The organism is Nonomuraea sp. NPDC005730 (genome assembly GCF_040630865.1).
Taxonomy (GTDB): domain Bacteria; phylum Actinomycetota; class Actinomycetes; order Streptosporangiales; family Streptosporangiaceae; genus Nonomuraea.
This window is the reverse complement of record NZ_JBEXYK010000005.1, coordinates 252640-275629: the sequence shown is the minus strand read 5'-3', so window position 1 is coordinate 275629 and position 22990 is coordinate 252640. Positions and strand designations below refer to the sequence as shown.

General features: G+C 72.0%; 19 protein-coding genes. 12 read left to right on the top strand and 7 right to left on the bottom strand.

What is annotated here, in order from left to right; translation table 11 throughout:
- Positions 1–7: 7 nt before the first annotated feature.
- A complete protein-coding gene (locus tag ABZ444_RS10675) occupies positions 8–2164 on the bottom strand; it encodes a protein kinase (RefSeq protein WP_357994744.1) in 2157 nt (718 codons plus the stop codon).
- Between the two features lie 124 nt (positions 2165–2288).
- Here ABZ444_RS10675 and ABZ444_RS10670 point away from each other — a divergent pair, with 124 nt between their 5' ends.
- The 4 genes from ABZ444_RS10670 to ABZ444_RS10655 are packed head-to-tail and all read left to right on the top strand — an operon-like array spanning position 2289 to position 6803.
- Positions 2289–3794 (top strand): succinic semialdehyde dehydrogenase, encoded by a 1506-nt coding sequence (locus ABZ444_RS10670; RefSeq protein ID WP_357994743.1) that lies wholly within the window; start codon positions 2289–2291, stop codon positions 3792–3794.
- The gene (locus ABZ444_RS10665) at positions 3791–5449 is read left to right on the top strand and encodes a GMC family oxidoreductase (protein WP_357994742.1); all 1659 of its coding nucleotides are present in this window, start codon (positions 3791–3793) and stop codon (positions 5447–5449) included. Before ABZ444_RS10670 ends, ABZ444_RS10665 begins: the two co-directional genes overlap by 4 nt.
- 2 nt (positions 5450–5451) lie before the next feature.
- Positions 5452–6057: a TetR/AcrR family transcriptional regulator gene (locus tag ABZ444_RS10660; RefSeq protein ID WP_357994741.1), complete on the top strand. Its 606-nt coding sequence runs from the start codon at positions 5452–5454 to the stop codon at positions 6055–6057.
- A gap of 5 nt (positions 6058–6062) precedes the next feature.
- A complete protein-coding gene (locus ABZ444_RS10655; RefSeq protein WP_357994740.1) occupies positions 6063–6803 on the top strand; it encodes an MBL fold metallo-hydrolase in 741 nt (246 codons plus the stop codon).
- A 335-nt stretch (positions 6804–7138) separates the two neighbouring features.
- On the opposite strand, the gene ABZ444_RS10650 is transcribed toward ABZ444_RS10655, so the two are convergent.
- Entirely contained in the window at positions 7139–7852 is a 714-nt protein-coding gene (locus ABZ444_RS10650; protein ID WP_357994739.1) for an alpha/beta fold hydrolase, read from the bottom strand.
- Between the two features lie 50 nt (positions 7853–7902).
- On the opposite strand from ABZ444_RS10650, the gene ABZ444_RS10645 reads away from it, so the two are divergent.
- The 4 genes from ABZ444_RS10645 to ABZ444_RS10630 all read left to right on the top strand — a co-directional run bounded on the left by ABZ444_RS10645 (position 7903) and on the right by ABZ444_RS10630 (position 12685).
- A complete protein-coding gene (locus ABZ444_RS10645; RefSeq protein WP_357994738.1) occupies positions 7903–8901 on the top strand; it encodes a LacI family DNA-binding transcriptional regulator in 999 nt (332 codons plus the stop codon).
- 117 nt (positions 8902–9018) lie between these two features.
- Complete coding sequence (locus tag ABZ444_RS10640) at positions 9019–10260, top strand: MFS transporter (RefSeq protein ID WP_357994737.1); 1242 nt, start codon at positions 9019–9021, stop codon at positions 10258–10260.
- Positions 10261–10270: 10 nt separating this feature from the next.
- Entirely contained in the window at positions 10271–11761 is a 1491-nt protein-coding gene (locus ABZ444_RS10635; RefSeq protein WP_357994736.1) for a DUF885 family protein, read from the top strand.
- A 39-nt stretch (positions 11762–11800) separates the two neighbouring features.
- Positions 11801–12685 carry an SDR family NAD(P)-dependent oxidoreductase gene (locus ABZ444_RS10630; protein WP_357994735.1) on the top strand — a complete coding sequence of 295 codons (885 nt, stop codon included), beginning with the start codon at positions 11801–11803 and terminating at the stop codon, positions 12683–12685.
- Here ABZ444_RS10630 and ABZ444_RS10625 read toward each other — a convergent pair.
- Positions 12630–13583, bottom strand: a complete 954-nt coding sequence (locus ABZ444_RS10625) for a hypothetical protein (protein ID WP_357994734.1) — start codon at positions 13581–13583, stop codon at positions 12630–12632. The genes ABZ444_RS10630 and ABZ444_RS10625 overlap by 56 nt on opposite strands.
- A gap of 97 nt (positions 13584–13680) precedes the next feature.
- Here ABZ444_RS10625 and guaA point away from each other — a divergent pair, with 97 nt between their 5' ends.
- The 4 genes from guaA (at position 13681) to ABZ444_RS10605 (ending at position 18774) form a co-directional block, all read left to right on the top strand.
- Positions 13681–15228 (top strand): glutamine-hydrolyzing GMP synthase, encoded by a 1548-nt coding sequence (gene guaA, locus ABZ444_RS10620; protein ID WP_357994733.1) that lies wholly within the window; start codon positions 13681–13683, stop codon positions 15226–15228.
- Positions 15229–15515: 287 nt separating this feature from the next.
- Positions 15516–16694, top strand: coding sequence for a fused response regulator/phosphatase (locus ABZ444_RS10615; protein WP_357994732.1), 1179 nt, complete (start codon positions 15516–15518; stop codon positions 16692–16694).
- Complete coding sequence (locus ABZ444_RS10610) at positions 16691–18313, top strand: CHASE3 domain-containing protein (RefSeq protein ID WP_357994731.1); 1623 nt, start codon at positions 16691–16693, stop codon at positions 18311–18313. Before ABZ444_RS10615 ends, ABZ444_RS10610 begins: the two co-directional genes overlap by 4 nt.
- Complete coding sequence (locus ABZ444_RS10605; RefSeq protein WP_352318742.1) at positions 18310–18774, top strand: response regulator; 465 nt, start codon at positions 18310–18312, stop codon at positions 18772–18774. Before ABZ444_RS10610 ends, ABZ444_RS10605 begins: the two co-directional genes overlap by 4 nt.
- 22 nt (positions 18775–18796) lie before the next feature.
- On the opposite strand, the gene ABZ444_RS10600 is transcribed toward ABZ444_RS10605, so the two are convergent.
- From ABZ444_RS10600 to ABZ444_RS10585, 4 genes are all read right to left on the bottom strand, one after another.
- On the bottom strand, positions 18797–20257 hold the full coding sequence (locus ABZ444_RS10600) for a hypothetical protein (RefSeq protein WP_357994730.1): 1461 nt from the start codon (positions 20255–20257) through the stop codon (positions 18797–18799).
- 28 nt (positions 20258–20285) lie between these two features.
- Complete coding sequence (locus tag ABZ444_RS10595) at positions 20286–20960, bottom strand: polysaccharide deacetylase family protein (protein ID WP_357994729.1); 675 nt, start codon at positions 20958–20960, stop codon at positions 20286–20288.
- 94 nt (positions 20961–21054) lie between these two features.
- Entirely contained in the window at positions 21055–21753 is a 699-nt protein-coding gene (locus ABZ444_RS10590) for a class I SAM-dependent methyltransferase (protein WP_357982596.1), read from the bottom strand.
- A complete protein-coding gene (locus ABZ444_RS10585) occupies positions 21740–22990 on the bottom strand; it encodes a glycosyltransferase (RefSeq protein WP_357994728.1) in 1251 nt (416 codons plus the stop codon). The genes ABZ444_RS10590 and ABZ444_RS10585 overlap by 14 nt, the downstream gene beginning before the upstream one ends.

Below are 22990 nucleotides of genomic sequence, written 5' to 3'. Positions count from 1 at the left end.
GGATGGTTCAGGAGCCCTTGGCCGGGTTGGCGGTGAAGACCGGGCTGAAGTCGACGTCGCCGGGCACGTCGAGGATCCTGCGGAGCAGGGTGCCCTTGAGGTCGACGACCTGGATCTCGTCCTTGGTGTTGTTGTCCTGCTCCCAGCAGTAGAGGTGGGTGTCGTCGTACCAGCCGAGCACCTTGTCGCAGTCGGAGGTGAACTTGTGCGTGCGGTCGCCCGACTTGACGTCCCACACGCAGGTGTCGCCGTCACTGCCGTTGGGGCACCCGGACAGGAGCGACTCGCCCGAGGGGGAGAAGACGTCCTGGGTGCCGGCGGGGAGCGTGCCGATCGAGCGCAGGTCGCGGGTGGCCTTGCCGTCGGCGTCGAAGAAGCGCAGGCTGCGGTTCTTCTCCGGGCCGAAGATGTTGATCACGCCCTCGCCTGCACTGTCCCAGCCGAAGGCGGTCTTGCGGACGGCGGAGTCGTCCACCATGACGGTTCTGGCCTTCTTCGTGGCGACGTCCACGATGACGAAGCCCGGGTAGGTCCAGGTTTCACCGCTCTTCCGCTCGATGTTGAGCAGGATCTTGGAGCCGTCCTCGGACCAGCCGCGGATGCTGGCGATCAGCGGGCCGCGGACGGTCTTGATCGTGGTGCGCTCGCCCGTCTGGCGGTCGCTGACGATGATGTAGTCGTAGTTGTCGTCGGTGTACTTGCGGCCGCGGGTGGCCAGGTAGCGGCCGCCTGGGGAGACGTTCGACTCCCAGTTGCCGGCGTACTTGCGGAACGGCCCGCGCAGCGAGTCCCTGGCGTGGTCGACCCAGTCGTCCTTCTTCTTGTCGTAGATCTCGTAGGAGGTCAGGACGATCGCGTCGGAGGTGTTCTCGTAGAGGCCGATCGCGGCGCCGGGCAGCGCCTTGCGCGGCCCCTCCGCGGGGACGGAGACCGGCGCGACCGACGGCGTGACCGACGGCGTGGCGGGCGGAACGCTGCGGCCGGACGGCCGGGCGGAGGCGGGCGTCGTGACGCCGCCGTCGGCGGCCAGGGTCGTCCTGTTGTTGGTGATGAGCACGACGAGCCCGGCCAGCACGAGTAAGGCGACGCCCAGCGTGGCCCCGATGATGAGTGGCGCCCTGCTCTTCCCGGCCGGCCGCCGGGGCTGGACGCCCGGATGGGTGGGCTGCGCGTACGGGCCGGGCGGGTGCCACTGCTGCTGCGGGTACGGCTGCGGGCCGCCCGGCACCGGCCCGGTCATCGGCCCGTGCGGCGGTCCCTGCGGCGGCCCGTGCGGCGGTCCCTGCGGTCCCTGCGGCTGCTGCTGCGGCGGCACCGTCATCGGCCCCGCCACCGGTCCGGTCCTGGGCGGCGCGGCGGGGACGGCCTCGGCGGCGGCCGCGGCGAGGATGGGCGAGTTCGCCGGCATCGGGTGCTGGAGCAGGCGCATGATCACCTGCTCGGCCGTCGGCCGCTGCGCCGGGTCCTTGGCCAGGCACGCGGCCACGACGTCACGCAGCGCGCCGTCGAGCACGCCCAGGTCGGGCTGCTGGTTGAGGACCCGGTTGATCACCGCGGGCATGGTGTCGCTGCCGAACGGAGCCCGCCCCGAGGCCGCGTAGACCATCGCGCTGGCCCACGAGAACATGTCGGCCGCCGGCCCGACGGTGTGGCCCATGATCTGCTCGGGCGGCATGTACGACGGCGTGCCCACGACCATGCTGCTGATCGTCGAGGTCGCGTTGAGCGCCCGCGCGATGCCGAAGTCGATCACCCGCGGGCCGTCCGCGCCCAGGATGACGTTGGCGGGCTTGAAGTCGCGGTGGACGATGCCGGCCTGGTGGATGGCGGCCAGCGCGGTCGCGGTGCCGATGGCCAGCCGGTGCAGCGTGGACCCGGTGCGCGGCCCCTCCTCCTGCACCACCCGCTGCAGCGAGGGCCCTTCGATGAACTCGCTGACGATGAACGGCCGGTCCAGCTCGACGCCGGTGCCGAGGACGGCCGCGGTGCAGAACGGCGCGACCTGCTGGGCCACCTGGACCTCGCGCAGGAACCGTTCGACGCTCACGTCGTCGCCGGACAGGTCGGGGCGCAGCCACTTGACGGCGACGTGCGCGCCGGAATGATCTTTGGCGAGGTAGACGACGCCCTGGCCGCCCTCGCCAAGCCTGCCGAGGAGATCCATGCCGGCCAGACTCCCCGGATCCCCCGGGCGTAGCGGAGCGAACGATGGCATAAGAGGATTCTGACCCCACCCCGCGAATCCGCAAAAACTACCCGCCGGTAGCCGAGCGGAATATCCTTCGGGCATGCACGTCACGTCCAGCGGCAAGACCCGGGAGATCACCGCCCCCTTCACCGGCGAGCCGCTCGCCGAGCTGCCCATTTCCACAGCCGACGACGTACGCCTGGCCTACGAGCGAGCCAGGGCCGCCCAGGCCGAGTGGGCGGCCAGGCCCGCCGCGGCGCGGGCCAGACCGTTCCTGCTGCTGCACGACGCCATCCTCGACCGCAGGGACGAGATCCTCGACATCGTCCAGAACGAGACCGGCAAGGCCCGCAAGCACGCCTTCGAGGAGGTGCTCGACGTCGCCGGGTGCAGCCTCTACTACGCCCGGCGGGCGTCCGGCCTGCTCGCGCCGCGCACGCGCAAGGGCATCTTCCCCGGCGCCACCCGGGTGACCGAGCTGCGCCAGCCCAAGGGCGTGGTCGCGCTGATCTCCCCGTGGAACTACCCGCTCTCGCTCGGCGTCACCGACGCCGTGCCGGCGCTGCTGGCCGGCAACGCGCTGGTGCACAAGCCGGACACCCAGACCGCCATGTCCACGTTGTGGACCATCGACCTGCTGGCCGAGCTGGGCATGCCGCGCGAGATCTGGCAGGTCGTGCTGGGCGAGCCCGCCGAGATCGGCGACGCGCTGCTCGACGACGCCGACTACGTCGCGTTCACGGGGTCGACCAGGGGCGGCAGGAAGATCGCCGAGGAGGCGGCCAAGCGGCTCATCGGCTGCTCGCTGGAGCTCGGCGGCAAGAACCCGATGGTGGTGCTCGAAGACGCCGACGTGCCGCTCGCCGTCCAGGGGGCGATCCGGGCCTGCTTCACCAACGCCGGCCAGCTCTGCCTGTCCATCGAGCGGCTGTACGTGCACGCGTCCGTGTTCGACGACTTCGCCGCGCGCCTGGTCAGGCAGGTCGGCAACCTCAAGCTCGGCGCGGGCCACGACTGGTCGGTCCAGATGGGCTCGCTCACCTCGCAACGCCAGCTCGACGCGGTCAGCGCCCACGTGGACGACGCCGTGGCCAAGGGCGCGACCGTGCTGACCGGCGCCCGGGCCAGGCCCGACCTCGGCCCGCTGTTCTACGAGCCGACCGTGCTCACCGGCGTGCGCGACGACATGGACCTGTGCCGCAACGAGACGTTCGGGCCCGTGGTCGCCCTCTACCCCTTCGACTCGGAGGAGGAGGCGATCGAGCTGGCCAACGACACCATCTACGGCCTGAACGCCTCCATCTGGACCACCGACCCGGCCCGCGGCCGCGCCCTGGCCGCCCGCGTCAAGGCCGGCACGGTCAACATCAACGAGGGGTACGGCTCGGCCTACGCCTCCTACGACGCGCCCATGGGCGGCATGAAGGCGTCCGGTCTCGGCCGCCGGCACGGCGCGGAGGGCCTGCTGCGCTACACCGAGTCCAAGACCGTGGCCTCGCAGGCGTCCTGGCTGGGCTTCGAGCCGCCCTTCGACCTGACGTACGAGACGTGGGCCGACGTCCTGGCCGGCACCCTCAAGGCGATGCGGAAGCTGCGGATCAAGTGACGTTCGACGTTCTGGTCATCGGGTCGGGGTTCGGCGGCAGCGTCTCGGCGCTTCGGCTGAGCGAGAAGGGGTACAAGGTCGGCGTGCTGGAGGCGGGCCGTCGGTTCGACGAGTCCACGCTGCCGGCCACCTCGTGGAAGCTGCGCGACTTCCTGTGGGCGCCCTGGCTCGGCATGAAGGGCATCCAGCGCGTCCACGTGCTGCGGGGCGAGCGCGGCACCGGCGTGATGGTGCTGGCCGGGGCCGGGGTGGGCGGCGGATCGCTGGTCTACGCCAACACCCTCTACGAGCCGCTCGACCCGTTCTTCCGCGACCCGCAGTGGGCCGGCATCACCGACTGGAAGTCGGAGCTGGCCCCCCACTACGACCAGGCCAGACGCATGCTCGGCGCGGTCACGAACCCCACCTTCACCCGGGCCGACGACGTCATGCGCCGGGTCGCCGAGAAGATGGGCGTGGGCGACACCTTCCATCTGGCCCCGGTCGGCGTCTACTTCGGCGAGGACGGCGTCGACCCGTACTTCGGCGGCGCGGGGCCGCGGCGGCGCGGCTGCATCGAGTGCGGGCAGTGCATGACCGGCTGCCGCCACGGCGCCAAGAACACGCTGGTCAAGAACTACCTCCACCTGGCCGAGCGGGCGGGCGCCCGGGTCTACGCCGAGTGCACGGTCACCTCGGTGCGCCCGCTGCCCTCCGGCGGCTACCGGGTCGTCGCCCGCCGGACGGGGTCGGCGCTGCGCCGCCGTTCGTTCACGGCCAAGCAGGTGATCTTCGCGGCCGGCACGTACGGCACCCAGCGCCTGCTGCACAAGCTGCGCGCCACCGGCGACCTGCCCGGCCTGTCGCCCAGGCTCGGCACGCTGACCAGGACCAACTCCGAGGCCCTGCTCGGCTTCGAGCGCACGTCGGCGGGCGGCGAGAAGCTCAACAGGGGCGTGGCCATCACCTCCTCCATCCACCCCGACGCCGAGACCCACATCGAGCCCGTGCGTTACGGCGACGGCTCCAACGCCATGGGCCTGCTGCGCACCCTGCTCGTGGACGGCGGCCAGCCGAGGTGGCCGGCGCTGTTCCGGGAGATCGCCGCGCGGCCCCTGGAGGCGCTGCGGCTGCTCGACCTGCGCCGCTGGTCGGAACGGACCGTCATCGCGCTGGTCATGCAGGCCAAGGACAACTCGATCACCATCCGGCGCACCCGCTGGGGGCTGCGGTCGGCCCGCGGCCACGGCGAGCCCAACCCCACCTGGATCCCGGCCGGGCACGAGGCCGTCCGGCACGCGGCGGCCGAGATCGGCGGGGTGCCCGGCGGCACCTGGCTCGACCTGTTCGACATCCCGACGACGGCCCACTTCCTCGGCGGCTGCGTGATCGGCGACTCGCCTGCGACCGGCGTGATCGACGCCTACCACCGCGTCTACGGCCATGAGGGGCTGCATGTCGTGGACGGCTCGGCGGTGTCGGCCAACCTCGGGGTGAACCCGTCGCTCACCATCACCGCGCAGGCCGAGCGGGCCATGTCCCTGTGGCCCAACGCCGGCGACCCCGATCCCAGGCCCGCCACGGGCTCGCCGTACGTCCGGCTGCCCCCGGTGGCTCCCCGCCGTCCCGCCGTGCCGGAGCGGGCTCCGGGCGCACTCCGCCTGTATACACTGTAAACGTGAGCGAACCAGGGACGGCCGCGCGCATCGAGGCCGTGGCCCGGCGCATCCTGCTGGAGGAGGGCGCCGACGCCGTCAGCATGCGACGCGTCGGCGAGGCCGTGGGCGTCACCGCCATGGCCATCTACCGCCACTTCCCCAACAGGGACGCCCTGCTGCGCGCCGTCGCCGACGCCGCCGCCCGCGAGCTGGCCGAGGCGTGGGCCCGCAGGCCCGGCACGGGCGACCTGGAGGAGCGCATCATGGCGGCGCTCGACGACTTCCTCGACTTCGCGCTCGGCAGCCCCCATCTGTACAACTTCCTCACCTCCGACGCCTGGGCGCGGGCCCGCCGCTTCCCCGACGACTTCCGCGACGGCCAGGGCCCGCCGTTCAGCGTGGTGGTGGCGCTGGCCGAGGAGGGCATGCGCGCGGGCGTGCTGCGCGAAGACGACCCGCTGGAGACCGCGCTCGCGGTCACGGCGAGCACCCAGGGCCTGGTCCAGCAGTACCTGAGCGGCCGGATGAGCATGGCCGAGCCCGACTTCCGCGCCCTGTGCCACCGCACGGTGACCCGGGTGCTCAACGGCGTGCGGAATAAACCTTCTGTGCCCCTTTGTCCTTGACGGACATGAAGATTCGTTACGCCGGTGGCCCGACCGCCGTCATCGAGCTGGGCGGCGTCCGGCTGCTGGTCGATCCCACCTTCGACGCGCCGGGCGACCACCCGGTCGGTGCCAGGGTGCTCAAGAAGACGGCCGGCCCCGCCTTCGGCCCCGACGAGGTGGGCCCGGTGGACGCCGTGCTGCTCTCGCACGACCAGCACCCCGACAACCTCGACGACGCGGGCCGCGCGTTCCTCGCCACGGCGCCGCTGGCGCTGTCCACCGCCTCGGCGGCCGAGCGCGTGGGCGAGCCGGTGCGCGCCCTGCCCAACTGGAGCGAGACCGAGGTCGGCCCGCTGCGGGTGACCGGCGTGCCCGCCCAGCACGGCCCCGACGGGACCGAGCACCTGACGGGCGAGGTCACCGGCTTCGTGCTCAGCGGCGAGGGCCTGCCCACCGTCTACGTGAGCGGCGACAACGCCTCGCTCGACGTCGTACGGGCCGTGGCCGCCAGGTTCCCGCGGATCGACGTGGCGCTGCTGTTCGCGGGCGGCGCGCGCACCCCGCTGGTGGACGGGTTCCTGACGCTGACCAGCGAGGACGCCGTCACCGCCGCCGACATCCTGGGCGCGCGGCACGTCGTCCCGCTGCACTTCGAGCAGTGGGCGCACTTCACGCAGGGCAGGGACACGCTGGAGAAGGCGTTCGCGGGGCTCGGTGAGCGGTTCGTGCTGCTCGCCCCTGGCGAACAGGTGGAGCTTTCCTGACCTCGTCCTGACACGGTGGTCCGGTGAGCTGGAGCACGCGCGCGCTCGACGCGCTGGCCCCCGGGCCGCCGACCAGGCTGATCGACTTCCCCGTCCGGGTTCCTGGCGTGCGCCTGCTGCTGAAGGACGAGTCCGGCCGGCCGACGGGCAGCCTGCGGCACCGGCACGCCAGGGCCCTGTTCCGGCGGGCCGTGCTCGACGGCCTGGTCACCGCGGCCAGGGAGCACGGCTGCCGGGTGGCGGTCGCCGATCCCGACAACTCCGCCTACTTCCCGGGCTGGATCCTCGACGTGCCCGACTACGCCACCGGCATGCCCTCGACGTCGCCGGCCGACTCACCGAGCTGCGGCAGCGGGTCTGATCCAGCCTTCCAGCCCCGCCAGGAAGTCCTCGAACAGGTGGCGGTGGATCGTGTGCTCGGCCCCCGTGACCACGCGCACCTCGAATCCCTTGCCCCGCAACTCCTCCTGGAACGCCGGCGGCACCAGGAAGCTCGGGTCGGCCACCTGCACCAGCGACGGCACGACGGGCGCGGGCGTGAAGTCCATGCCCGACGCCTCGACGAGCGACAGCGCCGACCCGCGGTCCCAGCGCGCGAGCATCTCGACCTCGACCGCCACCTCCTCGGCCGAGAAGCCGGGGTGCAGGGCGGCGATCAGCTCGCCGGTCTCGTCGGTGAAGTCAGCCATCGACTCCAGGGCGCCGCTCTCCGTCGTCGGCAGGCGGAAGGCCGGGTCGGAGTAGATCGCCCGTCCGGGCATGAGCCGTTCGACGGCGAGGCCGAGCGTGAGGCCGCCGAGGGAGTGCCCGATGGCCAGCTCGGGGCGCGCGGGCACCGACTCCGCCAGCGACGAGGCGAACAGCTCGGGCGGATAGGCGTCGGCGCGGGGGCTCTCGCCGTGGCCGGGGAGATCGACGGCGATGACCCGGTAGCCGCGCGCGGCCAGCTCGGGGCCCACTCGCCACCAGCATCGCGAGTCGGCCATGATGCCGTGGACGAGGACGGCCAGGCGGTCGCCCGAACCCCATTCACGAGTGTGCAGCTTCATGCGGCAGCCTCTCCTGCTTATACGTATAAGCAGTTGATACCATCCACCCCGTGAACACGACAAGGGGGGACCGCCCGCCGACCAGTGTCGACGTGGCCAGGGCCGCGGGGGTCTCGCAGGCCACGGTCTCCTACGTGCTCACCGACAACCCCCACGCCCGGGTGAGCGAGGAGACCCGCAGGCGGGTCCGCGACGCCGCCGCCCGGCTGGGCTACGTGCCCGACGCCGCCGCCCGCGCGCTGCGTACGGGCCGCAGCGACATCGTGCTCATGCCGCTGTCACGGGCCAGGACGGGCCGGCTGGCGCAGCAGGTGTCCGAAGAACTGGAGGAGGAGTTCAGGGCCCGCGGCTACACCCTGGTCCAGTACGGCGAACGCACCCTCAAGGGCGTGGCGGCGGCCAGGAGCTGGCTCGCTCTGCGGCCCTCGGCCGTCCTCGTCGAGGCCGCGCGGCTGACCAGGCCCGCCGTGGACCTGCTGCACGCCTCGGGCGTCCGGGCCGTCATCGGCCTGTCCGACCAGCCCTCGCCCCTGGTGCCGGCCGTGGTGTTCGACCACCGGGCCCTCGGCGCCGTGGCCGCCCGCCACCTGGTCGAACGGGGCAGCCGGCGGCTGGCGGCCGTCGTTCCCCGGGAAGAGGGCATCGACGCCATGGGACGGGCCCGGCTGGCGGGGGTGCGGGCGGTCGTTCCCGGGGCCGCACGCATCGACCTGGCCTTCTCCGAGGAGGAGGCGGGGCGGATCGTCCGCGCGGGCGACCTGCCCGACGGCGTCTTCGCCTACAACGACGAGTATGCGATGCTGCTGATCAGCGCGTTGCAGGACGCCGGTCTGCGGGTCCCCGGCGACGTCGCCGTGGTGGGCGCCGACGACCTGCCGATCTGCACGCTCATGCGGCCCCGGCTGACCACCGTGCACTTCGACGCCACCGCGAGCCCGGCCGACCTGGCGGGCGAGATCGACGGGATCGTCCGCGGCGTGCGGCCGTCCGTGGCCGGCGAGGTCGTCGCCCGGTTCGAGCCCCGGCTGGTGGCCCGGGCCAGCGCCTGAGGCCGCCGCCGGGCGCGTAACGAGTTGGACGCGCGTCTTGTCAGCCCTTCCCGGGCGACCTACAGTCCAGAGCAATCGTCGGTGATACGTATCATCACCGCTCGGAAAGGTCCCCCCATGGCTGAAACTCTGAGCGGCGCGCTCAGGGACACCCGGCGCCCCGGGCCGCTCTACCTGACGCTTCCGCTGGCCAACGTCGCCGTCATGTTCCTGTGGCTGAGTGTGGGCGCGTTCGTCCTGCCCGTGCACGTGCAGCGCATCACCGGCGTCAACGACGTGGCCGCGCTGGGCCTGGCCAACTCGATCGGCCCGCTCATGGCCACCCTCGCCAACCCCGTCTTCGGCCAGATCTCCGACCGGACCAGATCGCGCTTCGGCCGCCGTTCGCCGTGGATACTCGGCTGCGTCCTGCTCGGCGTGCTCGCCCTGTTCGCGCAGGCCGGCGCGGGCAGCGTGCTCATGCTCGGCATCAGCTGGGCGGGCGTGCAGACCATCATGAACGGCTACCAGGCCGCCATGACCGCGATCCTGCCCGACCGGGTCCCGCCGAGCCGGTACGGCACCTACTCCGGCCTGTTCGGGCTCGGCACGCCGCTGGCCACGATCGCGGCGGCGATCATGTTCATCATGTTCCCGCAGTTGGCCGCCGGCGGGGCGTACTACGTGGCGATGGCGCTGCTGCTGGTCGCGGCGGTGCTGGTCGTGGTCGCGACGCCGGACACGTCCTCGGTGGGGATGGCGCGCGAGCCGTTCAGGCTGCGCGCGTTCCTGGCCGGGTTCGTACGGCCGTTGAGGACCCCGGACTTCACCTGGGCCTTCGTGTCGCGCTTCGGCGTCATGCTCGGATATTTCGTCATCTTCACCTTCAACCTCTTCCTCCTTGAGGACTTCATCAAGATCCCCAAGGGCGAGGTGGTCGCCACGATGGGCCTGCTGATGCTCATCGGCCAGGCCGCCACGCTGCTCGCGGTGCTCGTGATCGGCCCGATCTCCGACCGTCTCGGCCGCTTCCGGCTGTTCGCCCTCGTCGCCGGGCTGTCCTCGGCGGCGTTCCTGGGCATCCCGCTGGCGATGCCGACGTTCGAGGGCATGATCGTCTACAACGTCGCGCACGGCATCGCGTTCGGCGTCTACCTGGCCGTGGACATGGCCCTGGTGACGAAGGTGCTGCCGGACCCCGGCGACGCGGGCAAGGACATGGGCGTCATCAACATCGCCAACGCCGGGCCGCAGATCCTGGCGCCCGCCCTCGCCGCCGTCGTGGTGGGGACGGGCGGCTACCCGGCGCTGTTCGTCGTGGGCATCGTGATCTCGCTGGTCGGCTCCGTCGGGGTCCTCAAGATCAGGGGTGTGCGCTAGCGTCGGCGGCATGACGGAACTTGACCCCAGATTGCGCGCGATCACCGATTTGATGGTGTCCGAGGCGCGCGAAGGGGGCGGCAGGCACGAGTACGACGGCCAGATCCAGGACCTGTCGCCCGCGGGCGTACAGGCCGGTCTGGCGCGCCTGGGCAAGGGCGACGCGCCGGCCGACCCGCACGACGCCGAGCATCTGCAGATCTTCGAGGAGACCATGCGCACCCAGCTCGGCGAGCTGGAGCTGCACCGCAAGAACCCCCTGATCCACCTGTCCAACCTCGACCTGGCCTGCTACGACCGCGACTACGGCCCCGAGGCCGAGCGCACCGCCGCCAGGGCCGCCCACCTCGCGCAGTGGCCGGCCGCGGTGGACGCCGCGATCGCCGCGCTCGACCAGGTCGCGGCCCCGGTCGCCACGTCCCTGCTGGGCGCGGTCAAGGGCCTGGCCGCGGGCATCACCGACGAGGCCGCGATCGAGGCACACGGCAGGCTCGTGGCCCACGTGGCCCGCGCCGCCGCCGAGGGCGACCCCGACGCCGCGCTCGGCGGCGCGGCCCTGGTCAAGCTGATGAGCAGCGCCGAGGGCCTGCCGGTCGACCTGGGCAGGCTGGCCGAGCGCGCCGACGCCGAACGCGACCGGCTCATGGGGCTGCTCGCCGAGTCCTGCGCCAAGCTCGGGCGTTCCGAGCGGCCTCTCGACGTCGTGCGCGAGCTGGTCAAGGACCACCCCGACGCCGACGGCGTGATCGAGGCGGCCAGGATCGGCACCGAACGGGCCATCGCCTTCACCCGCGAGAAGGACCTCGTGCCCTACCACGACGGCGAGTGCCTGGTCGGGCTGGCGCCGGAGTCGCGCCGCTGGGCCATGGCCATGATGGCGTGGAACTCGCCGGGCGAGCCCGAGGGGCCGTCCTGGTACCACATCACGCCGCCGGACGCGTCCTGGAGCGAGCGCGACCAGGAGGAGTGGCTGGAGGTCTTCAGCGCCACCACGCTGCCCGCGATCAACGTGCACGAGGTGGCCCCCGGCCACTTCTCGCACGCCCGCGCGCTGCGCCGGGCCCCCTCCGACGTGCGGCGGCTGCTGCAGTCGATGGCCTTCGTCGAGGGCTGGGCCCACTACGCCGAGGAGCTGTGCGTCGAGGAGGGCTACGCGCCCGACGACCCGCGTTTCGAGATCGGCGTCTGGGTGGAGGCCCTGATCCGGGTCACCCGGCTGGCCTGCGCGATCGGCGTGCACACCGGGCAGATGACGGTCGAGGAGGGCGCGCGGCGCTTCGAGTCCGACACCCACCTGGCCGGTCCCGCCGCGCTGTCGGAGGCCCGCCGCGCCTCCTTCGACCCGACGTACGGCCGCTACACCTGGGGCAAGCTGCTCATCCTCGACCTGCGCGAGCAGGCGCGCGAGCAGTGGGGAGCGGGCTTCACGCTCCAGCGTTTCCACAAGGCGCTGTTCGACCTCGGCTCGCCGCCCCTGGGCCTGATCGGCGCGATCCTGTAGCGTCGGGGGAGCCGAGCGAGCGCTAGGGAGGTTCAGGCGATGCGTGAACTGTCCGGCAGGGTCGCGGTGGTGACGGGCGCGGCCAGCGGCATCGGCAGGGCCCTGGCCGTCCGGTTCGCCGCCGAGGGCATGGCGTTGATGCTGGCCGACGTCGATCCCGGCGGGCTGGCCGAGACGGCCGCGCTCGCGCGGAAGGCGTCCGCCGGGCCGGGCGAGGTGCTCACGCAGGTCACCGACGTCTCGGACGCGGCGGCCGTGCAGCACCTGGCCGACCGGAGCTTCGGCGAGCTGGGCGCGGTGCACGTGCTCTGCAACAACGCCGGCGTCCACCAGGGCGGCCGCCTGTGGACCAGGACCGCCGAGGACTTCGCCTGGCTGCTCGGCGTGAACCTGTGGGGCGTGCTGCACGGCGTGCGCGCGTTCGTGCCGCGCATGATGGGGCAGGACACCGAGGGGCACGTCGTCAACACCGTGTCCGTGGCCGGGCTGCTCGCCGGGCCGGGCGCGGGCGGCTACGCGGTCACCAAGTACGCCGCGCTGGCCGCCTCGCAGTCGCTGGCCCAGGACCTCGCCGCCGTGGGCTCCAAGCTCCGCGTGAGCGCGCTGTGCCCCGGTGCGGTCAGGACGCGGATCGACGACTCGGCCCGGTCCCGCCCGGCCGGCCTGGTCACCACCCCGACGGACGACGAGACGGCCGCGCGCGAGGCCGTCGGGGCGGCCATGGCGCGCGGCGTCGAGCCCGCCGAGGTCGCCGCGCTGGTCGTGCGGGCCATCCACGAGGAACGATTCCTCGTGCTGACCCACCCCGAGTTCGCCGACCGGCTGCGCAGGCAGACCGAGCTGCTGCTGGCCGGCGAGCTGCCCGGTGCTACCAGCGGCGCTCGTGGGCCAGCACGCTCACCACGCTCCCGCGCCGCGGATTGACCAGCAGCCGGACGAAGTCGCCCGGCAGCACGTCCTGGTAGACACGCTCCTTGGCCCGGTACGCCGGCGCCCGCTCCGACGTGCCGTCGTGCACCGCCAGGTAGCAGGTGCGCGAGGAGGACAGGTCGTCGCCGTGCTCGGTCACGATCCAGCGCTTGACCACCCGCCCCTCGACCTCCTGCCGCTTGGGCGCGCCGCCGTCACGAGGAGCGGGCTCGACCAGGACGCCGCGCCACCCGTCGCCGGTGAAGATCCACTCCTGCCGCGGGTCCACCGGAGCCGGCTCGGGCCCGGCGACCTCGCGGCCGAGCGGCGTCAGCACGAACCCGCGCCCGCCCAGCAGCAGCGCGGCCCCCGCCACGAACGCCCCCGCCGTGGCGATCCAGCCGGGCCACGACACGCCCGCCTGCGAGATGGTGACGTACCAGGGCACGGCGAGCCCGGCGGCCAGCAGCAGCGGAACGAGCATGCTCTGCCAGCGCCGCCGCGCCAGCCCGAGGTCGATGGCGCTCTGCCGGACCAGGGGCACGAACTCGGCGTCGAGGTCGCCGCTGTCCGGCATCAGGGCGGCGACCGGCGCCTGCGGCGCTCCGCCCATCCGCGCGGCCACCCGGTCGAGCACCCATCGCTCGTACGGCCACACCTGCCCCTCGCCCGTCGCGGAGAGCGTGAGCCGGTCGCCCCGGATCGCCAGGAACCCGCGCCTGGCCAGCTCGAAGACCGTGGCGTGGAAGACCTCGCCGGCCCGCAGCCCGCGTAAGAGCTCGACGACGGCGGGCGGCGCCGGGGGAGCAGGGGCCGCCGGGGGCGCGGCGGCCCGGCGCGTCGTCAACCCGAACGCGGCGGCCAGCGCGGCGAACCACAGGGCCCACGCCGAGGCCGGCCAGACAAGATCCACCGTTCTGTGTTAGCACGAGTGACGGTGTGAGGCCAGGCGTAATACCCGAGGCCGATACAATGAAGGCACCGCATTTCGCCTTTGGGGGGTTCTCACGGTGTCTGAATTCGACACAGTGCTGGTGGTCGACTTCGGCGCACAGTACGCGCAGCTCATCGCGAGGCGGGTGCGCGAGTGCCACGTCTACTCCGAGATCGTGCCGTCGTCGATGTCCGTCGAGGAGATGATGGCCAAGAAGCCGAAGGCGATCATCCTGTCCGGTGGCCCGTCGTCGGTCTACGCCGAAGGCGCGCCGCCCGTGCCGCACGGCCTGTTCACGACCGGCGTGCCCACGTTCGGCATCTGCTACGGCTTCCAGGCCATGGCCCAGGCGCTGGGCGGCGAGGTCGCCCGCACGGGCGTCGCCGAATACGGCGGCACCGCCCTGGACGTGCTCGACGAGGGCGTCATCTTCCAGGGGCTGCCCGCCGCGCAGACCGTCTGGATGTCCCACGGCGACAGCGTGGCCGCGGCCCCCGAGGGCTTCGCGGTCACCGCCTCCACGAGCGAGACGCCGGTCGCCGCCTTCGAGCACCCCGAGCGCGGCCTCTACGGCGTGCAGTTCCATCCCGAGGTGCTCCACTCCGAGCACGGTCAGGCCGTGCTCAAGCACTTCCTCGACGCGGCCGGCTGCCGTCCGTCGTGGACCATGCTCAACATCGTCGAAGACTCCGTCGAGGCCGTGCGCCGGCAGGTCGGCGACGGCCGCGCCATCTGCGCGCTGTCGGGCGGCGTCGACTCGGCGGTGGCCGCGGCGATCGTCCAGCGGGCCATCGGCGACCGGCTGACCTGCGTCTTCGTCGACCACGGCCTGCTGCGCAAGGGTGAGGCCGAGCAGGTCGAGCGCGACTTCGTGGCCGTCACGGGCGTCAAGCTGCGCGTCGTCGACGCCGCCGACCGCTTCCTGAAGGCGCTGGAGGGCGTCACCGACCCGGAGGAGAAGCGGAAGATCATCGGCCGCGAGTTCATCCGCGTCTTCGAGGACGAGCAGCGCGCCATCATGGCCGACGGCCCGGTCGACTTCCTGGTCCAGGGCACCCTCTACCCCGACGTCGTCGAGTCCGGCGGCGGCACGGGCACCGCCAACATCAAGTCCCACCACAACGTCGGCGGGCTGCCGGAAGACCTCCAGTTCAAGCTGGTCGAGCCGCTGCGCGCGCTGTTCAAGGACGAGGTCCGCAGGGCCGGCGAAGAGCTGGGCCTGCCGCCCGCCATGGTCTGGCGGCAGCCGTTCCCCGGCCCCGGGCTCGGCATCCGCATCGTCGGCGAGGTCACCCGCGACCGCCTGGCGCTGCTGCGCGAGGCCGACGCCATCGCCCGCGAAGAGCTCTCCCGCGCCGGCCTCGACCGGCAGATCTGGCAGTGCCCGGTGGTGCTGCTGGCCGACGTGCGTTCGGTGGGCGTGCAGGGTGACGGCCGCACCTACGGCCACCCGGTCGTGCTCCGGCCGGTGACGTCCGAGGACGCGATGACGGCCGACTGGGCGCGGGTGCCCTACGACGTCCTGTCGCGCATCTCCACCCGCATCACCAACGAGGTGCGCGAGGTCAACCGGGTGGTGGTCGACGTCACGAGCAAGCCCCCGGGCACCATCGAGTGGGAATAACGCCGTGTGCGAACGGCCCGGACCGGCTTACGGTTCCGGGCCGTTCGCATGTCCGGCCATGAGCGGTTAATGCAGGTCAGAGCGTTGGTTATGGTGAAGGAGGTCGATTCGCCAGACCCGCTGGACCCCGGCCCGTTACGATTGCTCAGCTTGTGGACGCATACCGGAAAGTTTCTTGGGAAAAGTGCGTGAGTTTGGGCCACTTCTTGGCCGTAGTGGGCAGTGGGGCACCTGAGGCGTCGATTCGTTAGAGCTCGGTGCCGGTGACGAAGGGTGCAATTGCCAACATGGCCCATGCGAGTGAGGATGTCCGGCAGCCGTTGGTGTTGCTCGTGGAGGACGACCCGCAGGATGCGCTGATCGTCCAGGAGCTGCTGGAGGACAGCGGCCTTGCCGTCCGGCTGGAGTGGGCGCGTTCGGTGGACGAGGCCCGCAGGGCGCTGGCCCGCCTGCGTCCCCAGTGTGTGCTGCTGGACCTCGGCCTGCCGGACTCCTACGAGTTCTCCGCCTTGTCGTCGGTGCTGGAGGAGGCCGGGGACGCCGCGGTCGTCGTGCTGACCGGCCTGGCCGAAGAGAGCGCGGGCCTCGCCGCGGTGACCGCCGGAGCCCAGGACTACCTGGTCAAAGGCCGGGTCGAGGCCGAATGGCTGGGCCGCACGCTGCGCTACGCCATGCAGCGCAAGCAGGCCGAGCAGGCGGCCGTGGCGCTGCACACCGAACGTATGCGCGCCAAGGAGAACGCCCGCCTGGAGCGTGGCCTGCTGCCGACGCCGCTGTTGCAGGAGATGCCCCTGGAGGTCGCCTCCCGCTACCGGGCCAGCCGCGGCTCGGCCACGCTCGGCGGCGACTTCTTCGACGTCGTCGAGACCGACGACAAGGTCGTGCACGCGGTGATCGGCGACGTCTGCGGCCACGGGCCGGACGAGGCGGCGCTCGGCGTCTGCCTGCGCATCGCCTGGCGGGCGCTGGTGCTCAACGGCATGACCGGCGTCCCGCTGCTGCGCCAGCTCGAACGTATTCTCCGGGCCGAGCGGGCCGGCTCGGAGATCTTCGTCACGATGTCCACGGTCGTCCTGGAGCCCGACCGGCACACGATGCGCGTCTGGCGCGCCGGGCATCCCGGCCTGCTGGTGCACGCGGCCGACTCGGTGGTCCTCGCCGACCCGCGGCAGGGGCCCGCGCTCGGCCTGCCCATCGAGGCCGAGTGGGAGGAGGACCTGCTGGAGCTGCCCGAGGGCGGCGGCGTGACGCTCTACACCGACGGCCTCTTCGAGCGCCGGCTGCCGGGCGACACGCCGCGGTGGCTGGGCGAGGAGGGCCTGCTGGAGTTGTCCTCCCGATGGACGGGCCTGGGCAGCGAGGAACTGCTCGACGCGATCCTCGCCGACGTCGAGACGGCCTCCGTCCACGACGCGGCGACCGACGACGTCGCTGTCGTGCACCTGCGCTGGAAAGACGAATCGTGAGCGAACAGGCGTCCGTGCTGGAGAGGCAGGCCGTGCAGAAGGTTTCCCGTACGCGTGGCGGCGAGCAGGGCTGGCGGCGGCTGACCGTCCACGGCTGGTTCGTGCTGATGATCGCGGCCGTGTCGGTCCTGGTGGTCACCTGCGTCGTGGTCGCCACCGTGATGCTCGACCGCACCGCGCGGCTGTCCGACCAGGTCATCCTGCGCATCTCGCCGGCCAGGATCGAGGCCGCCCAGTTGCGCAGCACCCTGATCGACCAGGAGACCGGCGTACGCGGTTTCCTGCTGACCGGCAACGAGGTCTTCCTGCAGCCGTACACGGCGGGCGTGGCGGACGAGCGGCGCAGCCGCGAACGCATCGCCGCGCTCATCGGCGACCGTCCGGAGCTGGTCGGCGAGCTGAACGCGGTCAGGGACGCGGCCGACACCTGGCGGCGCGACTACGCCGAGCCGCTCACCGCGGACAAGCGGGCCGACGGAGTCATCTCCGCGAGCCGCATCGAGAGCGGCAAGCACGCCTTCGACCAGATCAGGACGCTGCTCGACCGGCAGGACGACCGGCTGGCCAAGGCCCGGCAGCGCGCCCAGGAGGAGCTGCGGCAGGTCGAGCAGGTGCGCAACCTGGCCTTCGTCGTCATGCTGATCCTGTTCCTGGTGGCCGGCGTCGCGATGGCGGTGCTGCTGCGGCGGGCGATCGGGCGTCCGCTCGACGAGCTGCGCGAAGCCGCCCGCGACATCGCCGCCGGCGACTTCGACCGGGCGATCCCCGCCAGCGGGCCGGCCGACATCCGCGAGGTCGCCCGCGACGTGGAGTCGATGCGGACGAAGATCGTCTTCGCCCTCGACGAGTTCCGCAAGCAGCACGTCCTGCTGCGCGAGCAGGCGGCCGGCCTCGACGCGCAGGCCGAGGAGCTGCGGCGGTCGAACGCCGAGCTGGAGCAGTTCGCCTACGTCGCCTCCCACGACCTCCAGGAGCCGCTGCGCAAGATCGCCACGTTCTGCCAGCTCCTCCAGAAGCGCTACGGCGACGTGCTCGACGAGCGCGGCGTCCAGTACATCCACTTCGCCGTCGACGGCGCCACCCGCATGCAGGTCCTGATCAACGACCTGCTCACCTTCTCCCGCGTCGGCCGCCTGTACGACGACCGCAAGCCGGTGGAGCTCGAGGAGTCGCTCGACAAGGCGCTGGTGGACCTGTCGGCGGTGATCGAGGAGACCGGCGCCGAGATCGAGCGGCCCGACCCGCTGCCCAACGTGATCGGCGACCCCACCATGCTGGGCATGCTCTGGCAGAACCTGGTCGGCAACGCGCTGAAGTTCCGCGCCCCCGACCGCGCCCCCCGCATCCGGATCACCTGCGAGCAGCGGGAGAACGAGTGGCTGTTCTCGGTCACCGACAACGGCATCGGCGTGGAGGCCGAGTTCGCCGATAAGATCTTCATCATCTTCCAGCGCCTGCACAGCCGGGAGGCCTACAGCGGCACCGGCATCGGCCTGGCGATGTGCAAGAAGATCGTGGAGAACCACGGCGGTACGATCTGGCTCGACACCGGCCACACCGAGGGAGCCCGGATCAGCTTCACCCTGCCCGCCGTCACCGACGAAGGAGCAACCGCATGACCGTCCAGCCCATCGAAGTGCTCCTGGTGGAGGACGATCCCGGTGACGAGCTCATCACTCGCGAGGCGTTCGAGGACAACAAGATCCGCAACAACCTCCACGTCGTCCGCGACGGCCTGGAGGCGCTCGACTTCATCTACCAGCGCGGGGCGCACGTGGGCGCGCCGCGGCCCGACCTCGTCCTGCTCGACCTCAACCTGCCCAAGTACGACGGGCGGCAGGTGCTGGAGAAGATCAAGGGCGATCCGGAGCTGCGGGCGATCCCGGTCGTCGTCCTGACCACCTCCTCGGCCGAGGAGGACATCCTGCGCAGCTACAAGCTGTTCGCCAACGCGTACGTGACCAAGCCGGTCGACCTTGAGCAGTTCATGGCCGTCATCCGGCAGATCGACGAGTTCTTCGTCACCGTGGTGCGGCTGCCGGGCCGTACCCGGCTGCCCGACGGCCAGGGGCTGGCCTAGCCGCCTGGCCTAGCTGCCTGGCCTAGTCGCCTTCGGCGGCGGGCGGGGCCGGTCGGCACAGCGCGCGGCGTGCCGACCGGGCCGCGGCGAGCAGCAGCCGCCCGACGCTCGCCACGAGCAGCGGCACCAGCAGCAGCCCGACGAAGATCGGCGCGGCCATGTACCGGAAGTCCTGGGCCGAGATGTTGGCCAGCACGGCGAGCTGCTGCCCGGCCACGACCGCCGCCACCCCTGCCACATAGCGGTTGCGCAGGGCCAGCGCCCCCAGCGCCACCGCCGCGTACGACAGGTAGGCCCACGAGGCCCCCCGCCAGAACACCCAGTCCCACTGCGGGAGCAGCGCCTCCGTCAGCCACGGCTCGGCCACCTGGTTCAGCTCGGCCGACAACGGCCGGAGCGAGAACACCCCCCGACCGGCGAAGTCCGGCACCTTGCCGGGCCCCACGTACGTGTCGGCGCTGGGCCGCCGCGAGAACCGGTACGTCATCCCGCCGACCACGTACGGGTCCTGGACCGGGCTCCACGCGATCGCTCCCCGGCACAGGCGGGTGCCGACGATCATCCCGGGATCGTCGGCCAGCAACCGTTCCCACAGGCCGAGCAGCTCGCCCGCGTGCGCGTCGGCGGCCGGCCAGCTGAAGTCGCGACGCCAGATCAGCAGGTTGACCGTGGCGCAGGTGCCGCCCTCCCACCACCTGCTGAGCGGCGCGACCGAGGTCATCAGCGCCTTGTCCTGCTCGGTGAACAGCTCGGGACGCTCCCTGAACGCCACCGCCACGTCGGCGAAGGCCGTGTGGTAGACGTACGTGCTGGACGGCGGCGTGATGCCGAACCGCGGGAACAACAGGTTCGTGAGCAGCAGCGGAACGGCGGCCGCCACCGTGCCGACGAGCGCGAGCCGTACCCGCCGCGTGGCGACGACCACCAGCAGGACGGCGACGGCGATGCCCACCACCAGGAAGCCGTTCGCGCGAAAGAGCCCGAGCAGCGTCATCAGCACGCCGAGCCCGGCCAGGGAGACCCGCCGCCGCGCGGCCATGCGCGCGCAGACCCCCGCGATCATGATCGCGCAGATCGTGAACGGCACGTCCTTCCACAGCGTGACCGTGAACGCCCCCACCGTCGGCGTCACCGGCGCCAGCACCGCGACCAGCGTCGTGGCCCACCGCGGCGCCCCCAGCGCCACGAGCGACCGCGCCAGGTACGTCAGCGCCCCCGCCATCGCCGTGGTCTGCGCGAACGAGACCGCCCCGAGGTCACCCGTCTTGGTGAAGCTCAGCCACAACAACGCGTCGTAGGCCACCGAATGATCGCTCACCCACGGCCCGACGATCGTGTGGCTGAGATAGAGCACCGAGTCGCGGCTGAACAGCCCGGGGTAGAAGGCCGCCCACCAGCAGGCGAGCACCGCCTGAATGATCAGGAAGGTGACGAGGGCGGCCCAAGGCCTGGGACGTGCGGCGGTGGGGCTGACACTCTCCATGGTTCCGGCACTCAGGAGGGAGACGTGCTCAGAAGTAGCTCACTCCGGAGTCGGGCCCCTTGCCGCGCAGCAGCGTCGGGACCGTGACGAGGGTGTAGCCCTGCTTCCTGAGCTCCTTGAGGATCTCGGGCATCGCCTTGACGGTCTGCGGGACCGTGTCGTGCATGAGGATGACGCCGTCGCGCTTGGCCAGCTTCAGCACGGTCGCCTTGATCTTCTTGGCGTCGCGCAGCTTCCAGTCGAGCGTGGTGCCCGTCCACAGGATCTCGGCCAGATTCTGCTGGTCGGCCATCCGCAGCACGCGTTCGTCGGTGTGCCCGTAGGGCGGGCGGTACATCTTCGGCCGCTGGCCCGTGGCGTCCTCGATGAGTGCCTGGGTGGTGCGCAGCTCTTCGATGATGGCGTTGTCGCCCAGCGTCGGCAGCGAGGGGTGGGAATAGGTGTGGTCGCCGATCGCGTGCCCCTCCGCGGCCTGCTGCCGGGCCAGCGCCGGGCGCCGCTCGACCTGCTTGCCGACGAGGAAGAAGGTGGCCTTGGCCCCCTCCTTCTTGAGTGCCTTGAGCAGCGTCGCCGTGTGCTCGCTCGGGCCGTCGTCGAAGGTCAGCGCCAGGCACTTGAGCCGGGCACAGTCGATCTTCGGGGCGGCGGCCGCGGGCGTGGCGGTCAGGGCCAGGGTGGCCGCGAGGAGGGCGTGAATCACCACACGCGACAGCCTAGAACCATCCGGGCCCGTCCGCGTCACCGGACATCGACTTGAGACCTGACCCCGGCCTTCCCCCCATGTGGTTCGGGACCCGTCACCTACCCAGCCTGGCCCGCAGGAACAGCGTCACGCCCTTCAGCGACCTGACCGGGAGATAGCGCTCGGCGCGCACCACCATCGACAGGCCCGCGTTCACCACCGCGGGCGTCCGCTGCAGGTCGCTGCCCCTCGACCGCCGCCGGTGCCGGGCCACCAGCGGACGCAGCAGCACGTTCCAGCTCCACAGCCGGTCCACCTTCAGCCCGGCCTTCTCCACCACGACGGTCAGCGTGTCGCGGCCGTAGCGGCGTACGTGGCCCACGGCGTCGTCGTGCGCCGACCACAGCGCCATGTCGCACGGGACGGCGATCAGCGCGTGCCCGCCGGGCGCCAGCACCCGGGCGATCTCCTCGGTGACGAGATGGTCCTCGTGGATGTGTTCGAGCACGTCGAACGCGGTCACCAGGTCCATGCTCGACGACTCGAACGGCAGCGCCCGCGCGTCGGCGTGCACGGCCTTGAGCCCGCGTTCCCTGGCGACCTCGACCGCCGTCTCGCAGTAGTCGGTCGCGGTGGCGTCCCAGCCCGCCTCGACCAGCACCCGGGTGTTCCCGCCGCCGGCCGCGCCGACGTCGAGCGCCCGCCCGGGACGGCCCAGCTCGCGCAGCTCCCTGCGCAGGATCGCCCGGCGCTCCCGGTACCACCAGTGGGTGTCCTCTAGGTCGAGCAGCCGGCGGATCTCAGTGGTTTCCATGTGGTTGGTTCCTTGTACGGGAGAAGACCCAGCGGTCCAGAGCGGTGAAGCGGATCAGGGTGAGCAGTCCGTACGTGGCGACCACCGCGCTCATCTCCATCAGCCGCCCGGCCCCCGGCGACACGCTGCGCAGGCCGAGCACGGCGGAGGTGGTCAGGAGGTAGTTCGCCAGGAAGAGCAGCGCCGCCCGGAAGTGCATCGCGGTACGCCGTCCGCCCAGCCGGTTGAACGTCCAGCGCCGGTTCGCCTCGGTGTTGACGAACCCGGTGAGCACGAGCGCGCCCAAATTGGCCGGGGCGGGCGCCCAGACACCGCGCAACGGCAGGTAGATGAGCGCGTACAGCAGGACGGAGAACACGCCGATCGCGGCGAACGAGGCGAACTTCGCCAGCGTCACCGCCCTCGGCCGGGCGACCACCGCGTCGGGATGCGTGGGCCGCAGCTCCGAACGCGTCACCTCGACGTCGGCCCGGCCCGTCGACATCGACCAGGCGACCCTGGCCAGGCCCTTAAGGTCGTCGATCGCCGTCCTGACCACGCGGACGCGCGAGTCGGTGTCCTCGATCCAGTCGACCGGCACCTCGTGCACGCGCAGGCCGTTGTGCTCGGCCAGCAGCAGCAGCTCGGTGTCGAAGAACCAGGCGTCGTCCTCGATCTTGTCCATGAGCGGCCGGACCACGTCGGTCCTGGCCGCCTTGAACCCGCACTGGGCGTCGCTGAACCTGACCCCGAACCCGTACCTGAGCAGCGCGTTGTAGCTGCGCGAGACCACCTCGCGGCGGATCGAGCGCAGGGTGCGGGCGCTGTGCGCGAGCCGGGTGCCGATGGCGATCTCCGAATGCCCGCTCGCCACCGCCGCGACCAGCGGGAACAGCGCGCCGAGGTCGGTGGACAGATCGACGTCCATGTACGCGACGATGTCGGCCGGGCTCTCCCGCCAGGCCGCCTTGAGCGCGGCTCCGCGGCCCCGGATGTCGAGCCGGCGGGCGTGCACCCGGTCGTGCTCGGCGGCCAGCCGGGTGGCGATGGTCCACGTCTCGTCGGTGCTGCCGTTGTCCACGACCGTGATGCGCCACGGCAGCGGGAACCTGTCCTCCAGGAACGCGGCCAGCGTGCGCACGCAGCCCGGCAGCGCCCGCTCCTCGTTGAGCACGGGGATGACGATGTCGACGGTCGCCAGGCCGGCCGAAGTGTCCAGGACGTTGGGGCTCGGGTCCATGGCGGCACGCGTGTCCAT

Excerpts from the sequence above, each read along its gene's own strand:
- ABZ444_RS10675 (WP_357994744.1), bottom strand. The coding sequence starts at position 2,164 with ATGGATCTCCTCGGCAGGCTTGGCGAGGGCGGCCAGGGCGTCGTCTAC.
- ABZ444_RS10670 (WP_357994743.1), top strand. The coding sequence starts at position 2,289 with ATGCACGTCACGTCCAGCGGCAAGACCCGGGAGATCACCGCCCCCTTC.
- ABZ444_RS10655 (WP_357994740.1), top strand. The coding sequence starts at position 6,063 with ATGAAGATTCGTTACGCCGGTGGCCCGACCGCCGTCATCGAGCTGGGC.
- ABZ444_RS10650 (WP_357994739.1), bottom strand. The coding sequence starts at position 7,852 with ATGAAGCTGCACACTCGTGAATGGGGTTCGGGCGACCGCCTGGCCGTC.
- ABZ444_RS10640 (WP_357994737.1), top strand. The coding sequence starts at position 9,019 with ATGGCTGAAACTCTGAGCGGCGCGCTCAGGGACACCCGGCGCCCCGGG.
- ABZ444_RS10635 (WP_357994736.1), top strand. The coding sequence starts at position 10,271 with ATGACGGAACTTGACCCCAGATTGCGCGCGATCACCGATTTGATGGTG.
- ABZ444_RS10630 (WP_357994735.1), top strand. The coding sequence starts at position 11,801 with ATGCGTGAACTGTCCGGCAGGGTCGCGGTGGTGACGGGCGCGGCCAGC.
- ABZ444_RS10615 (WP_357994732.1), top strand. The coding sequence starts at position 15,516 with ATGGCCCATGCGAGTGAGGATGTCCGGCAGCCGTTGGTGTTGCTCGTG.
- ABZ444_RS10605 (WP_352318742.1), top strand. The coding sequence starts at position 18,310 with ATGACCGTCCAGCCCATCGAAGTGCTCCTGGTGGAGGACGATCCCGGT.
- ABZ444_RS10600 (WP_357994730.1), bottom strand. The coding sequence starts at position 20,257 with ATGGAGAGTGTCAGCCCCACCGCCGCACGTCCCAGGCCTTGGGCCGCC.
- ABZ444_RS10590 (WP_357982596.1), bottom strand. The coding sequence starts at position 21,753 with ATGGAAACCACTGAGATCCGCCGGCTGCTCGACCTAGAGGACACCCAC.
- ABZ444_RS10585 (WP_357994728.1), bottom strand. The coding sequence starts at position 22,990 with ATGGACACGCGTGCCGCCATGGACCCGAGCCCCAACGTCCTGGACACT.